Annotated in this window: 11 protein-coding genes and 1 pseudogene; 8 read left to right on the top strand and 4 right to left on the bottom strand. The window is 59.7% G+C overall.

The window, feature by feature from the left end:
- Nucleotides 1-157: pseudogene (locus HB376_RS38300) on the bottom strand (IS6 family transposase); the annotation flags it as partial.
- A 99-nt stretch (nt 158-256) separates the two neighbouring features.
- On the opposite strand from HB376_RS38300, the gene HB376_RS38305 reads away from it, so the two are divergent.
- The 3 genes from HB376_RS38305 (at nt 257) to HB376_RS38315 (ending at nt 5,345) form a co-directional block, all read left to right on the top strand.
- The gene (locus tag HB376_RS38305; protein WP_213768892.1) at nt 257-1,291 is read left to right on the top strand and encodes an NAD(P)-dependent alcohol dehydrogenase; all 1,035 of its coding nucleotides are present in this window, start codon (nt 257-259) and stop codon (nt 1,289-1,291) included.
- Between the two features lie 132 nt (nt 1,292-1,423).
- The gene (locus tag HB376_RS38310) at nt 1,424-2,878 is read left to right on the top strand and encodes a hypothetical protein (RefSeq protein ID WP_213768893.1); all 1,455 of its coding nucleotides are present in this window, start codon (nt 1,424-1,426) and stop codon (nt 2,876-2,878) included.
- Between the two features lie 904 nt (nt 2,879-3,782).
- The gene (locus HB376_RS38315; protein WP_213768894.1) at nt 3,783-5,345 is read left to right on the top strand and encodes a methyl-accepting chemotaxis protein; all 1,563 of its coding nucleotides are present in this window, start codon (nt 3,783-3,785) and stop codon (nt 5,343-5,345) included.
- A gap of 171 nt (nt 5,346-5,516) precedes the next feature.
- Here HB376_RS38315 and HB376_RS38320 read toward each other — a convergent pair whose 3' ends face one another.
- The gene (locus tag HB376_RS38320; RefSeq protein WP_213768895.1) at nt 5,517-6,701 is read right to left on the bottom strand and encodes an alpha/beta hydrolase; all 1,185 of its coding nucleotides are present in this window, start codon (nt 6,699-6,701) and stop codon (nt 5,517-5,519) included.
- A 202-nt stretch (nt 6,702-6,903) separates the two neighbouring features.
- Between HB376_RS38320 and HB376_RS38325 the strand changes: the two genes are divergently transcribed.
- Together HB376_RS38325 and HB376_RS38330 are read left to right on the top strand one after the other, a co-directional pair.
- Nucleotides 6,904-7,098: an FCD domain-containing protein gene (locus HB376_RS38325; RefSeq protein ID WP_213768896.1), complete on the top strand. Its 195-nt coding sequence runs from the start codon at nt 6,904-6,906 to the stop codon at nt 7,096-7,098.
- 201 nt (nt 7,099-7,299) lie between these two features.
- Nucleotides 7,300-8,019 (top strand): SDR family oxidoreductase, encoded by a 720-nt coding sequence (locus tag HB376_RS38330; protein WP_213768897.1) that lies wholly within the window; start codon nt 7,300-7,302, stop codon nt 8,017-8,019.
- Between the two features lie 121 nt (nt 8,020-8,140).
- Here HB376_RS38330 and HB376_RS38335 read toward each other — a convergent pair whose 3' ends face one another.
- On the bottom strand, nt 8,141-9,154 hold the full coding sequence (locus HB376_RS38335; protein ID WP_213768898.1) for a zinc-binding alcohol dehydrogenase family protein: 1,014 nt from the start codon (nt 9,152-9,154) through the stop codon (nt 8,141-8,143).
- 403 nt (nt 9,155-9,557) lie between these two features.
- Entirely contained in the window at nt 9,558-10,304 is a 747-nt protein-coding gene (locus HB376_RS38340; RefSeq protein ID WP_255631825.1) for a GntR family transcriptional regulator, read from the bottom strand.
- An 80-nt stretch (nt 10,305-10,384) separates the two neighbouring features.
- Between HB376_RS38340 and HB376_RS38345 the strand changes: the two genes are divergently transcribed.
- From HB376_RS38345 to HB376_RS38355, 3 genes are read left to right on the top strand one after another with little or no spacing between them, the layout of a single operon-like run.
- Nucleotides 10,385-11,116, top strand: a complete 732-nt coding sequence (locus HB376_RS38345; RefSeq protein ID WP_213768900.1) for an enoyl-CoA hydratase/isomerase family protein — start codon at nt 10,385-10,387, stop codon at nt 11,114-11,116.
- Between the two features lie 47 nt (nt 11,117-11,163).
- On the top strand, nt 11,164-12,552 hold the full coding sequence (locus tag HB376_RS38350; protein ID WP_213768901.1) for an MFS transporter: 1,389 nt from the start codon (nt 11,164-11,166) through the stop codon (nt 12,550-12,552).
- Nucleotides 12,553-12,566: 14 nt separating this feature from the next.
- Nucleotides 12,567-14,078 (top strand): aldehyde dehydrogenase, encoded by a 1,512-nt coding sequence (locus HB376_RS38355; protein ID WP_213768902.1) that lies wholly within the window; start codon nt 12,567-12,569, stop codon nt 14,076-14,078.
- Nucleotides 14,079-14,487 lie beyond the last annotated feature (409 nt).

Here is a 14,487-nt window from a genome sequence, read left to right on the forward strand (position 1 = left end):
AATCGACCGACACTGCCCGCTCGGACATCATTTCTTCCAGATGACGCAGACTCAACGGATAGGCGACGTACCAACGTACGCATGTCAGCATTATATCCACCGGGTAATGCAGCCGTTTTAGCGCCTTGCTCACAGTGGCGTTCGGGGTCTTGGTCATTCGTTACATCGCTCGTCTCGGAACCGACCACCATAGCAGATCGGCTTACTGCGACAGAACCCTATCCGTTTGATGTGGTGACGGTAACGGAGCAAATACATGGCGAACGCAACGATGAAGGTCTGGCAACTGCCGGCATTCGGTTTGAACAATCTGGTGATGGCCGAACGACCGGTCCCGGTGCCCGGTCCGGGAGAAGTACTGATCAAGGTGGGCGCGGTCTCGCTGAACTATCGCGACAAGCTTGTCGTGAACGGACAGTTGTTGCCTGAACCGCCCGCGATGCCCTTCGTGCCGGTGTCCGATATGGCCGGCGAGGTCGTCGAAGTGGGGCAGCAGGTCAGCCGCTTCAGGGCAGGTGATCGGGTAATGGGCAATTTCTGGACGCAGTGGATCGATGGCGAACCGCCGCAGGCGATGCTCAAACATGGTCTGTCGCTGGGCGGACCGTTGCCGGGCATGCTGGCTCAATACGTTGTGCTCACGGAGGAGGTTGCCGTGGCGACGCCTGCGCCGTTATCTGACGAGCAGGCGGCAACGTTGCCGGTGGCAGCGCTTACGGCATGGTTCGCGCTGGTCGAGGCCGGACGGCTGGGGGAAGGCCAGACCGTGCTTGTACAGGGCACCGGCGGCGTGTCGTTGTTTGGCATGCAGATCGCGCACGCGCTGGGTGCGCGCGTGATTGTCACGTCCCATAGCGACGAGAAGCTGGAACACGCGAAGGCACTCGGGGCGTGGGGCGGCATCAATACGTCCGAATACCCAGCTTGGGGGGAGATCGCCAATAAGTTGACAGCGGGCGAGGGCGTCAGCCACGTGCTGGAAATGATCGGCGGAGATAACCTCGGGCAGTCGATCGAAGCATTGGGCGCGGCCGGGCGCATCTTTCAGATCGGCTTTCTGGGTGATAAGGAAGTCCGTTTGCCTGCGCTGTCGTTGATGCTGCGGCGTGCGACACTGCAGGGTGTCTCAGTTGGGCATCGCCGCGCCTTCGAGGATATGAATCGGGCGATCGATCGGCATGGAATCAAGCCGGTAATCGACAGTGTGTTCGCCTTCGCCGAGGTGCGGGCAGCGTTCGATCGTCTTGAGCAAGGACCATTCGGTAAAGTCGAGATTCAAGTCAGCGAGTAGTGGACGTCCGCACTCAGTTCAGTGCGTTCATCGGTCAAGCGATCGCGGCTCATGTGACCCAAGGCGTTCACGCGAATGCCGCCTCCATTGGGGCGTCGAGGGCTGGTCGGCCTCAAAATACAGGAGGGTCAATTGCCAACCCCTTCGACGTCGATCAGCGGCAGTTTTGAGCGTCGCTTGACCATTAGAATGGTTAGCCCAGCCCGGGCGCGGCGATCATCCTCAAGTAAAAGGATTGGAAAGGGTCACTGCACGGTATTAGAGCGTCAGTTTCGCAGGATACTAATTTCCGCACTACGGCCCATCACCACTGGAGCTTGTTTCTTATGTCCGGCACACCTTTGCCTGTTCGCGTCTGATAAATCCCTTATCGGTCTTACCTCCAGCAGTAGACGGCGTATCGAGGGCAAGAACATATCGGAGGAACTGCTGCAGCGAGCTGTCGATGCAAGTCCGGATTTGCTGCCATACAGGGAGTTTTTTCCTGCCTCGCGGCAGATCATTTCACTCGGCATGGAAGTTCCGCTAGCCTTCCCGGGAGGTCGTGCGGGATCGATTGACAACCTTCTGCTAACAGACGATGGCCATCTGATAGTTGTTGAAATGAAGTTGTGGAGAAATCCCGAAGCGATTCGCGAGGTTGTCGGCCAAGTTTTTCAGTACGGACTCACACTGGGCAATATGGGTTTGGCCGAGATCGAAGGTGCGCTAACAAGATGCGGCCGAGCGAGTTCCAGACTATCGCCAGGGCAGTCGCTGCACGAATATGCAGTCGATAAATTCAGAATAGAAGATGAACAAGCCTTTTCCAAAGCGCTTGAAAAATTCTTGCGTAATGGGGAGCTTCTATACCTGATTGCTGGCGATGGCATCCATGTCAGTGTCGATGCTATCGCGCTGTGGATTAATTCCCGTAGCGGAACGCCATTCCACTTTGGTCTTCTAGAACTCGACTCCTATACGACTGATCGAGATGAACGCTTGATCGTTCCGCGCCTGAGAGTGAGAACACGAGAGATAAGCCGGCACGTGATCGAGGTCGTGGTCGGAGGTCCAAAAGCTGAGTTGGTGGAGGTGCAAATTGAGGAGAAGATTCATCAGCCAACCGGCGGGGTCCGTGAGGATCGGAGAATAATCAAATCTGAAAAGCCCCTCTTGAGTATTGAAGCGCTGGAAGCCCAGATCAGGGATGCGAACGCGAACAGTCCTGATGCTGTGGACGTCGGCTTGCAACTACTCCGAGGTCTACAAGACAGCGGCTTCGACTCCAGGCCGATTCTCACGGAAATCAGTTTCGGAATCAGGGATGACACAAGACCCTCCAAGTTCATAAGTCTGATCAACATGGCGGGACCCTACGTGCACTTGCAGGTACCGAACAAGAAGGAAGATTCTGCGACGATGCGCGCATTCAGGGAGCGCGCAAACCAGATTTTTGAGTTCTTCGACCCTGCGGCTATCGATGACATTAACAAGTACTCACGCCAGCCTAAATACCGCGACCTAGTCGGCGTGGGAAACGCGTTGCTTACGTTCCTGATTCAAGAGCGCGACCGAATCCTTCAGCAAATGCAAGAGCAGGAATGACCCCGCGTGAATGACCGTCGCTCTCGTTAAGTTGCTGCGGCCAGAGCAACATCTCACTAAGAGTCGGGTGCGCGCGTTCGCCAACATTGAGACCTGAGATTGGAAGCCATCGATCGGCGACGGGCAGGAAAGCGACCTGTAGCCGCCTCACCCACGTCGTTGCGTGAGTGTTGGCTGCGGGTCGAAATGCGTCCGCCGAGTATCGTACTGTTGGTGCGCCGCAACCTTTCGCGGCGCTGCCGAGAATGCCGGTATCAACCACGAAATGCAGATACCCGATTTTCTATACCCAATCGCCGCACGTTCGGGGCTCTCCGAGATTGCGATGGCTCAGCGAGTAATCGACAAGCCGCTTTTAAACGACCACCTAAAGATTTGCGACTGTCAGCCGTTATCCCTTCAAGAGAGTATGTCTTTTTCGCGTGTCGGTGCATCCGCAGCGACCAGTTGTCCGTTTCACGCTCAGCCTCGATATCGCCCGTCTGGGGGCTTCGGCTCTCTCCATTAGCGTCTCCTAGCGGCATGGTTCCCGAAACTCGCGTGCCGTGAGGATTTCGGGCTGTCGACGAAACAGCAGGTTCGTGCAGCGGATGTGCAGCCTGGCGCCCGAAATTGCTGAGACCGTCGTGGACCGGATTGGCCAGATCTTCCGGTTTTCAGTCGGGCAAGCTAAAGATGCCCACTTCTGACCCATCGGGTAGCGCGCTATTCCAACAGGATTTGCCTGCACCCGAGGGTCCGCAGACAGCGGTTGATAACAATTGCGCCGTGTGACGCCATAAGGAATTAGCCGGATAGATCCGCACGGTGTGCGGCTGTCCAGATGGAAGCTGAAAGCTCGCGCGAGAAACCGTTTTCTCGCGCCATGATAAATCGACTGACGCAAAAAAAAGGAGTGGGACCGATGCGCCTGAATAGTCTCAATGCAAAGCTGCAGTTTGTGGTGGCAGCCGTCTGGGCAGGGCTGATCGCGATTGCGATCCTGTGGGTGTACACCAACCGCGAAACGATGATGGAGGCGCAGCGCACCGACCTCGTGCATGTCGTCGACTCGGCAGTGAGCATCGCTACGCGCTACCAGAAGCTCGCCGATAGCGGAGCGATGCCAGTCGATGATGCGAAGAAAGCGGCGCTCGAGCAGATCCGCGCGATCCGCTTCGGCACCGACGGCTACATCCCGATCATCGACTCGAAGCCGAACATGGTCCTGCTTGCGACGAATCCGTCGCTGGAAGGTAAGTACATGGGCGACGTGACCGACCCCGACGGGGTAAAGCACTTCCGGCGCATCGTTGAGGTCGCAAAGGAGCCGGGCACTGGATTCCTGACGTATTACTGGCCGAAGCCGGGCGAAACGGAGTCGACTGGCAAGCTCACCTATATCCACTATATGCGGGAGTGGGACTGGTTCGTGTGCGCAGGCGTCTATGAGGACGCCATGACGGCGGCATTTCACCAGAACCTGCTGCGTGCGCTCGGGCTGGTGCTCGTGATCGGACTTGCACTGACGGTTGTATTGCAACTGATCATTCGCAGTGTGCGCTCGGGGCTCGGCGGCGAGCCGGCCTACGCGTCGGAGATCTCTGCGCGCATTGCCGGGGGAGACCTGACCGCCTCGGTGAAGACTCGTCCACATGACCACTCCAGTCTGATCTACTCGATGAAGCAGATGCAGGGGCAGCTCGCCAGCATGATCGCCAAAATTCGCGCCGGGGCAGAGTCCATCACGGGGGCCTCGCAGGAAATTGCGACAGGCAACTCGGATCTGTCGCAGCGCACGGAGGAGCAGGCGGCCTCCTTGCAGGAGACGGCAGCCAGCATGGAGCAACTCACGCAGACCGTGAAGCAGAACACGGACAACGCCCGGCAGGCGAGCCAGCTTGCGTCCAACGCGTCGGGAATTGCGGGGGAGGGGGGCGAGGTCGTGTCGAAGGTCATCGATACGATGCGAAGCATTGCGGACAGCTCGGGCAAGGTGGCGGATATCATTGGAGTGATCGACGGGATCGCGTTTCAGACGAATATTCTTGCGCTGAATGCGGCAGTGGAAGCCGCCCGTGCCGGCGAGCAGGGCCGGGGCTTTGCCGTGGTCGCCTCGGAAGTGCGCGCACTAGCACAGCGTTCCGGTGCGGCCGCCAAGGAGATCAAGACGCTCATCGAAGATTCGGCTCACAAGGTGAGTGAAGGAACTCAACTTGTCGAGCGTGCCGGCACGACGATGAGCCAGATTGTGCAGGCGATCCAGCGGGTCACCGACGTAATGAACGAGATTGCCGCAGCCTCCATCGAGCAGTCGACCGGGATCGACCAGGTCAACCGCGCGATTTCGCAGATGGATCAGGTTACGCAACAGAACGCGGCGTTGGTCGAACAGGCTGCGGCGGCAGCGATGTCATTGCAGGAGCAGGCGGTGGCTCTGAAAGACGCGGCAGGGACGTTCAGGCTCCCAGGGGTTGAGGCTGTATAAACGCAGGAAAGCCCCGAGGATCCGCTTCCTGAACGCGGGCGAGCCTACTACTGGCTCGCATTGCGTGCCCGGCGGCCGGAGCCGATCGATGGTCGTCGGATCCAACGGACCGTACACGGCGCTGCTCCCAGAGGACCAGGGGGAGCGGTGCCGCGCGACCAGTTGACGGCGTTACTGGTTGGTGCCACCCGCGGATTTGTCTAGCCAGCCTGCGATGACACCTGCGATCTGATCACTGTTGCGCTCCAGCATCATCATGTGGGCATTGCCGTGGATACCAACATCCGCAAGGCGGATGTGCGTGTTGGACACGCCGGCCTGGGTAAGATAATCGGACGTGCACTGGTCGTATGTCGCGCGAAAAGATGCCTCACTTGTCACGATGGCGATCGGAATGCCGCGAAGGTTCGGCAACTGGTGCGCCGGTTCGGCCTGAAGCCAGCAACGCACGAGCCCCGGGCTTTCCGGCTTCTTTTGCTCGACACGCGCGAGCTGCGACGGGTCTGTCACCGGCGGGTCATAGGTGAGCGGCACGCGGGTAAGTCCCCACGGACGCTCCGCCTTCTCCGTATTGTAGTGATACCAGTCGTTGCCGCCGGTGAAGACCGGGTCATAGAAGGTCGGACCATTCGGCTCGACTGCGACGATGGCCTTGACGAGTTTCGGGCGCTCATCGGCGATCTTCCAGCCGAGGGTTCCCGACTGGGAGTGCGTGAGCAGGATTGCCGGACCAATCTTGTCGAGCAGCGCAGCCGACGCGGCCGCATTGAGCGCTTCAGTTTCCGGAGCGTTCGCGATCGACTCGGCCTGCGACGCCATGAACTGGTCGAATGTCGGATTACCGACGACACCCGGGCCACCCGGCCACTGCGTGTGCAGATGAGCCTGGGGCCACAGGTTATAAAGCTCCGGCGCGGTGTAATACTGCTGGTCCACGAGCGCCGCGCCGCGTGTGTATGCGCCATACGCGGCCGGATACTGCCCTGAGCGGGCACGGCCGACCTGATCCACGACATAGACGGTATAGCCTTGGGACACGAAGTAGTCTGCCCAGCCGCGCCGTCCGTCAGGCGTACCTAGATAGTTGCTTCCGGTCTGATCGGTGCCATGCATCATGACGATTGGATATGGATGCCTAACTGTCTGCGGAACCTCGTATTGCACGAACATCTGGCCGAACATGCGCTCCTGGCCGTTCGCATCCTTCTGGTACTGGCCACCGACATAGAAATATCCTTGGTCGGCAAGGGAGAGAGAGGGCTTCGCTGTATCGGACTCGTTTGCATGGACAGCTGACGACGCGGCGCACAGACAGCCTAGGGAGAGGACGCACTTCGCGAGATGTGGTCGTAACATGCTGCTCCTTGACAGTTATTAAAAAGGGTAAGGCGCATCGGGCTTTTGGTGCGCCTACGTAATTAACGGACGAAGGTTGAAAAGCTTGAGGAGCTGGCGTGCTGCTACGGCTGAACACGCTATGCCTGACCGATGCTGAAGTGGTAGCCATTCGCGCTTCGAACACCGTGCAGTAACCATCGGAAAGCAATGTCATGAAAGTTTGTTCAGACCTTCCTTTACCAACAATACTTACGAGGCGTCGCATATCCAGGTCGATGCGAACCAGCTCGCATTGACGCGGCTTGCCCAGCACGAGGCGATTGATCGTGCAATTCGCACGCGCCAGCCCGACGCCGCCTTCAGGGCGATGCACACGCATATCGATTTCGTCGGCAAGCAGTTTGAACAGGCTTAGATAAGTCTGCGTCGCCGCACCTTACGGAAAGTTGATCCGGCGTCTTGCCGCATCTCGAACGTGACGCGTTGTAAGGTGGTTGGTGCAACTTCTGCTCGAAAATAATATCCCGACTATGATTCCGGCTACACCGCTCACGGCACGCATTAGCACGCGCCTGAGCGGCGCCTCTATGTCCATTCATCCCTTTCTGGAACTCACATGAGCCTCAAGAACAAACGCGTCGTCGTAGCCGGCGGAACGTCCGGTATTGGCTTTGCCGTTGCCGCCGCCAGTGCCGGCCAGGGCGCCGATGTCATCATCGCGTCACGAAACGCCGAGCGCGTATCCGCTGCGTTAAAGGACCTGCCTCCGGGCACGCAAGGCGACACCGTCGATTTCACCGACGAGGCGCAGGTCAAGTCCTGGTTCGCGAAGATCGGGGCGTTCGATCATCTCGTGTACACCGCCGGCGAAACTCTTCAGTTAGGATTACTGGCAGATACCGACGTCGAGACCGCCCGACAAGCGTTCGAAGTGCGCTACTGGGGAGCATTCAAGGTGATCAAGCATGGTCATGCGTCGATTCGCCAGGGTGGCTCGATCGTGTTGACGACGGGTATCGCGAGCCTGCGGCCGCACAAAGGCTGGACCGTGCCGTCGAGCACGCTAGGCGCGATGGAGTCGCTGACGCGGGCTCTGGCGGTCGAGCTGGCGCCGTTGCGCGTCAACGCGGTGTCGCCCGGTATTGTTCGGACGCCGCTCTGGGACAACATGACCGAAGCCGATCGCGAAGCGATGTACACGCGCTTCGCGGCGGTGTTGCCGACGGGTTGCATCGGCGAGCCCGAAGACATTGCCCAGACCTACCTCTATCTCATGCAGGAGCGGTTCAGTACGGGGCAGATAATCGTGGTCGATGGTGGCGGCGTTCTTATTTGAGTCGGGCCACGCGGGCTTGACGCCCGCTAACGCCTGCGATGAGCGCAGCGAGGGTGCTCCGCACAAGTCTTACGCGGCAGGGGTGAGCAGCGCCTTCTGCCCACCCCCGATGTAATCAGATTCAGAACCCCGACAACACGATCTTGCCGCGCGCCTTGTCGCTTTCGATAAGCGCATGCACGCGACGAAGATTGGCCGCGTTGACGACGCCAAAGCGTTGCGTCAACGTCGTCTTCAGCGTGCCGCTATCTACCAGGTTAGCAATTTCGTCGAGAATGCGATGCTGTTCGATCATGTCCGGGGTTTCGAATATCGAGCGGGTGCACATGAATTCCCAGTGCAGTGAGATGCTCTTCGGCTTGAGCAACATGACATCCAGATGTTCCGGGTCGTCGATCAGGCCTAGCTTGCCTTGCGGCACCAGCGACTTGACGATCTCGGGCAGATGCTGCTCCGTATGCGTCATGCTCGCGACGACATCCACCTGTGCAATCCCGATCCGCTGGAGTTCTTCCGACAGCGGCCGGGTATGGTCGATGACATGATGCGCGCCCAATTCCCGGACCCATTCCTGCGATTCGGGACGCGATGCGGTACCGATCACGGTGAGCCCCGTCAGCTTGCGCGCCAGTTGCACCATGATCGAGCCTACGCCGCCCGCCGCTCCGACAATCAGGAGCGTCTTCCCCGCAGCCGCAGTGCCCCGCGGAACCTGCAAGCGATCGAACAGCAGCTCCCACGCCGTCACCGATGTCAACGGCAAGGCCGCGGCTTCCTCGAAGTCGAGCGAATCCGGCATGCGCCCGACAAGCCGTTCGTCGACCAGATGGAACTCGCTGTTAGTACCGGGGCGAAGCAGGGAACCCGCGTACATGACCCGATCGCCTGCCTTGAAGAGCGTCACTTCATTGCCGGCAGCCCGTACCACGCCAGCGGCGTCCCATCCCAATACCTTGAACTCGCCCGGCGCCGCTGCCGCGCTAAGGCGTATCTTGGTATCCACGGGGTTGACCGAAATCGCGCGGACCTCGACCAGGATGTCCCGGCCACCGGGCGATGGTTCCGGCAATTCGATGTCGATCAACGCCTTCGCATGATCGATCGGAAGGGGTTCTTTATAGCCGACTGCTTTCATGGAAATTCCTTTCACTGAGTGCATCACAGGGGTGACAGCGGCGCCTTGGCCGGCCGTCGAAATTGCAATCACACGAACAGACATTGCGCGGGTTCTTCGTTACTCAAGCGTCGCCTGGCAGGTGAACGGTTCGCCGCTTGCTGTTTCCGCGCTTCGGCCAAAGCTTGCGAGCGCAGCCAGTCCCAGCAAGGCTAAGCTCCTGCACTTCCTCGACAACAGCTTCGCCATCGCCCGTTTCAAGGCGCAGGCCGCCACCGATCCCGTCAAGGCCTGCTCCGGCCGAACGAATTCGTTCCGAGCAATAACTTCGCGTGCCACTACATGAACATCTGGAAGGGACCGACGACCGCGTATGCGCCCAAGGCGGGAGGCTAACCGATGGCCACAACGTTAAGAGAAGTGCTCAGCCATCAGTTTCCTTCAATACCGCCGTCGCCGCTTCGCACGCGCCGCGTAATTGTTCACGCATCAGGTCTTGCACGCGGTTATCACCGGTGGAAATTGCGTCCTTGATCTTCACGGCCTGTTCAAACGATGCACGCATCCGGCCGCCACGCGCCATCGCGATTCGGCGCAAGCGGCGCACCGGACCCATCAGGCTCGCGTGCGTTACCTGAAGCGTGCGGTTATCGGCTAAGGCCATCACGATCGAATAAAAACGGTCGAGCGCATCGACGTAAGCCGCAGGGTCATTGGCAGCGACGTTAGCGCGCATCTCGCCGATCACGTCTTCCAGTTGGGCGCGCCCGAGCGTCGTGATCTTTTCCGCGCAAAGCTGAACCGCGAGGCACTCAAGCGTGGCGCGCACCGTATAAATCTCGGCGACGTCGCGCAGCGTAACCGACCGCACGAACGCCCCGACGCGCGCGACAACCGTCACCAGACCCTCGCGTTCGAGCTGGGCAAATGCCTCGCGCATGGGCGTGCGGCTGACGTTCAGCTGCTTCGCGACCTGTACCTCCGATAGCCGGCTTCCCGGCGCCAGCACGCCTTCCACGATCGCTTCGCGCAACGCCGGCACCACCACGCCGTCGCTGAGCGAATCGCTGGACGCGTCGATCATGCGCAGTTTCGAGTGATATTTGCGGCCGATCGCTTCGAGCGCCTGCTCGGGCGCATTGGCGAGATTGTCCGCTTCGGACAGTTTCATTGCAGGGACCATTGACTTTCCGTTGTTCGATGAATACGCTGTATACAGCTTATATAGACGATTATACAACAGGAGGCTGCTTGGACCACGCGCGCTTGCCGGACCCGATCGTGATCGATCGATTGGGCGAAGTTTTGACCTTCACGCTGAACAATACCGTCGCCGGCAACGAAATCACCGGGCCGATGTTCGACGCGATGATCGCTGCGCTGCGCAGCGAAGCGACCCTGCCCGTGGCGCGCGTGCTGCGTATCCGCGCACGCGGCGATGTGTTTTGCACGGGGCGCGAGCGTGCCGGAACCGACGCGGCGTCCGTCCATGGTGAGGTATCGCGGTTGATCGAATTGAAGCGGCTATTGCGAGCATCGCCGATGATTTCGATCGCCGAAGTGCAGGGCGATGCGTTCGGCTTCGGCTTCGGCCTCGCCATTCTTTGCGACTTCACACTGGTATCGGGTGGCGCGAAACTGGCCTTTCCCGAGATGCGCAAGGGCTTGCCGCCCGCCGCGATCATGGCTTATCTCGGCCGGTACGCGCTTCCCAAGCACGTGTTCCCGATGGTTCTTTTCGGTGATCCGATCACGCCCGATGCGGCACTGAATGCCGGTCTCGTGACGCGCGTCTGCGCGCCCGACACGTTGCAAGCGGAAGCTGATGCACTCACGGATCGGATCCTCGCACTCGACGACGCCGGCGCGCGCCAGTGCAAGTCCTTCTTCCAGAACGCCGAGGAAAGCTCGCTTGAACACAACTTCCGATGCGCGACGGAAACGCTGACGGTATCGGCGTTGCGTCTGATGGCATCGAAGTAACCGGTCATGCATGACGACAAACCCTCGATGGTTTGCAGGAGACGAAAATGAATGTGAATGCAGGCGCACGCCTGGACCGGCTGCCGGTATCGGGCTTTCACAAGCGCATCATGTGGCTGATCGGGATCGGCATGTTCTTCGATGGCTTCGATATCTACGTGGCGTCGACGGTCCTTGGCGCCACGCTGCAAAGCGGCTTTTCAACGCTCGGCGAGAACGCGCTGTTTGTATCGCTGACGTTCCTCGGCATGATGATCGGCTCGCTCGCGACGGGTTTTCTGGGTGATCGTTTTGGCCGCCGATTCACCTATCAAACCAACCTGATGGTCTTCGGCATCGCGTCGCTCGGCGCGGCGCTGGCGCCGAACATGATGGTGCTGATCGCGTTTCGATTTGTGATGGGCCTGGGGCTTGGCGCGGAAAATGTCGTCGGCTATTCGACGCTGACAGAGTTCGCACCGCCTGCATCGCGCGGAAAAATGCAGGGACTGATGGCCGTATTCGTCGTTTCCGGATTGCCGGTGGCGGGCTTGATCGGACTTTTCCTGATCCCCGCAATGGGCTGGCGCGCGATGTTCGTGCTTGGCGGAATCGGCGCGATCGGCGTTTGGTATGCGCGGAAGTCGTTGCCTGAATCGCCGCGCTGGCTGGAGTCGGTTGGACGTCATCAGGATGCCGAATCGATTCTTTCGAAGATTGAAACCGAGGTGAAGGCCGAACACGGCGGCACGCTGCCGGCGCCATTGCCGAAGCCTTCGATCGCGCCATCGCGTGCGCTCGGCTCGCTTTTTACCGGCGCGATGTTGCCGCGCATGATCGTCGGATGCGTGACGCTGGTGGTGATCAACACCTTGCTGTACGGCTTCGTTACGTGGCTGCCGACGTTCTTCGTGCATCAGGGGTTCAGCATCGCAAAGTCGTTCGGATATGCGCTCGTGATGTCTATCGGCGCGCCTATCGGTTCGGGCATCGGCGCATTGACTGCTGACCGATGGGGGCGCAAGCCGACCATTATCGGCGCGTCGGTTCTGGCGATTATCTTCGGCGCGATCTATCCGTTCGTGAACAACCCGATCATGTTGCCGGTCGTCGGCTTGCTGCTCGTGATCCCTATTTATGTGCTCGTCGCCTTGCTGGTCGCGATCTACGTGCCCGAGCTGTTTCCGACTGAGGTGCGCCTCCGTGCATCGGGGATTTGCAATACGCTGGGTCGAGGGGCAACCATCGTCACGCCGTTCATTGTCGTTGCGCTTTTCGGACATTACGGCGTGGTCGGCGTGCTCGCCTTGATGATCGGCCTGCTTGCCATTCAGATCGTGGTGGTGGCATGGCTTGGCGTCGAGCCGACCGGTCAGCGCCTGGAAGATATTCAGCCGACGGACGCGCCCGCGCGTCTCGATGTCGGCGCCGATACGCGGGTATCCCCGCTCAAGTAAATGGAGAAAGCAAGATGGATGCAGTCAATAAGCAGTTCCTGAGCGCGCAGTTGTTCATCGACGGAAAGTTCATCGATGCCGCGTCGGGCGAGACCATGGACATCATCAACCCCGCCGATGGCGCCGCGATCGGCACGTTGTCGAAGGCGTCGGCGCAAGACGTCGACCGCGCCGTGCAATGCGCGCACAACGCGTTTGAAAGCGGCGTCTGGCGCGACATGCCGTTCCAGCAACGCGCGCGGGTGCTGAACCGTTTCGCTGATCTGTTCGAAGCCGACCTCGAAAACTTCTACAAGCTTGAGACGCTCAACAACGGCCGGCCAATCGTTGAAACGCGCGCGCAGATTTCGCGCTTGCCGCAGTTTTACCGATACTTCGCCGCACTTGCGCTCACGCGACGCAGCGACGTGATTCCCATCGAAGGCCCATATCTTTGCTATACGCAGCGCGTGCCGCTCGGCGTGTGCGCGTTGATGACATCGTTCAATCATCCGTTGATGATCTTGTCGAAGAGCCTCGCCCCTGCGCTCGCGACTGGCAATAGCGTCGTGATCAAGGCGTCGGAACAGACGCCGCTCACGACCGTGCGTCTCGTCGCGTTGTTGCAGCAGGCGGGCGTTCCTGACGGCGTGGTGAATGTGATCAACGGTGAGGGCAAGGAAGCGGGCGCGGCGCTCGCGCGCCATCCGCTGATCGCGAAGGTGGTGTTTACGGGCGGCACCGAAGTAGGCCGTTCAATTGGCGAAGCAGCCGCGCAGACCTTCGCGCTGACGACGCTCGAACTGGGCGGCAAGGGCGCGGTGATCCTGTTCGATGACATGGATATCGATCGCGCGGTGAACGGCGCGGCGTTCGCGGCGTTTATCGGGGCGGGGCAGACTTGCGTATGCGGCGCGCGGTTGCTGGTGCAGGAGACCATCTACGAAAAATTCCTGGAGAAATTCCGCGCGAAGGTCGAGGCGATTCGCGTCGGGAATCCTGCCGATCTGAACACGCAATTGGGGCCGGTCATCTCCGGGCGTTCGCGTGCGCGAATTCTCGGCATGCTGGAACGCGGCATTGCGGGCGGTGCGAAGCTGCTCGCGGGTGGCGGCATTCCCCCGCATTTGAGCGAAGGTTTCTACCTGCAACCCACCGCGTTTTACGATGTCGATCCGAAATCGGAACTCGGCCAGGGCGAGGTGTTTGGTCCCGTCACGGTGATCATGCCCTTCAAGGACGAAGCGGACGCGCTGCGCATTGCCAACGATACCCAGTTCGGTCTCGCGGCGTCCGTGTGGACACTCGACGTGGCACGTGCACATCGCGTGGCGAGCAAGCTGGTGTTTGGCATGGTGTGGATCAACGATCATCATCGGCTGGATCCGGCTTCGCCCTGGGGCGGCTTCAAGAATAGCGGCGTCGGACGCGAAACAGGAATCGAGTCGTTCGATCAGTTCAGCGAGCCGCGCGCCGTGACGGTCAACACGAGCGGCGTCACGGTCGACTGGTATGCCGACGATGGTCAGCTTAAGCGCCTTAATTAAAAATAAACGCGATTCCGCAGGTGGCCGGTTCGACGCAGTAATGAGGGCAGCCTCGCGCCCGGGTGACCGTTCGCCGCTTGGTTGCACGATGATGTGACCGGCGGTTCTTGCCGCGATGCCGGACGCCAAGCATTGCCTCGTTTTTGTAGGGCGGTCTGCATCGTCTCACGCCTCATTCCATCGCGCGGCCAGCAGCGTTACATAGCGAGTTGCAGGAGGTGCGGCGTGCAGATCGCCGCTTCCCGCATAAATTTTTGCAAGCCGGAAACCGTGTTGAATCTGTCCTCCAACGAATTTGTCGCGTGGGAAAATCGCCAAACTTTCAGGCGTTCAGAACTGTACTGCAGCGAAAATTTGCATCGCGAGCCTTCGTTCAAGTTTCTTGGAATTGTTTGAACTGGTGATATAT

Source organism: Caballeronia sp. dw_19 (assembly GCF_018449515.1).
Classification (GTDB): Bacteria; Pseudomonadota; Gammaproteobacteria; order Burkholderiales; family Burkholderiaceae; genus Caballeronia.

Bases quoted from the DNA above. Each gene is read 5' to 3' on its own strand.
- HB376_RS38305 (WP_213768892.1), top strand. From the start codon at position 257: ATGGCGAACGCAACGATGAAGGTCTGGCAACTGCCGGCATTCGGTTTG.
- HB376_RS38315 (WP_213768894.1), top strand. From the start codon at position 3,783: ATGCGCCTGAATAGTCTCAATGCAAAGCTGCAGTTTGTGGTGGCAGCC.
- HB376_RS38320 (WP_213768895.1), bottom strand. From the start codon at position 6,701: ATGTTACGACCACATCTCGCGAAGTGCGTCCTCTCCCTAGGCTGTCTG.
- HB376_RS38330 (WP_213768897.1), top strand. From the start codon at position 7,300: ATGAGCCTCAAGAACAAACGCGTCGTCGTAGCCGGCGGAACGTCCGGT.
- HB376_RS38335 (WP_213768898.1), bottom strand. From the start codon at position 9,154: ATGAAAGCAGTCGGCTATAAAGAACCCCTTCCGATCGATCATGCGAAG.
- HB376_RS38340 (WP_255631825.1), bottom strand. From the start codon at position 10,304: ATGAAACTGTCCGAAGCGGACAATCTCGCCAATGCGCCCGAGCAGGCG.
- HB376_RS38350 (WP_213768901.1), top strand. From the start codon at position 11,164: ATGAATGTGAATGCAGGCGCACGCCTGGACCGGCTGCCGGTATCGGGC.
- HB376_RS38355 (WP_213768902.1), top strand. From the start codon at position 12,567: ATGGATGCAGTCAATAAGCAGTTCCTGAGCGCGCAGTTGTTCATCGAC.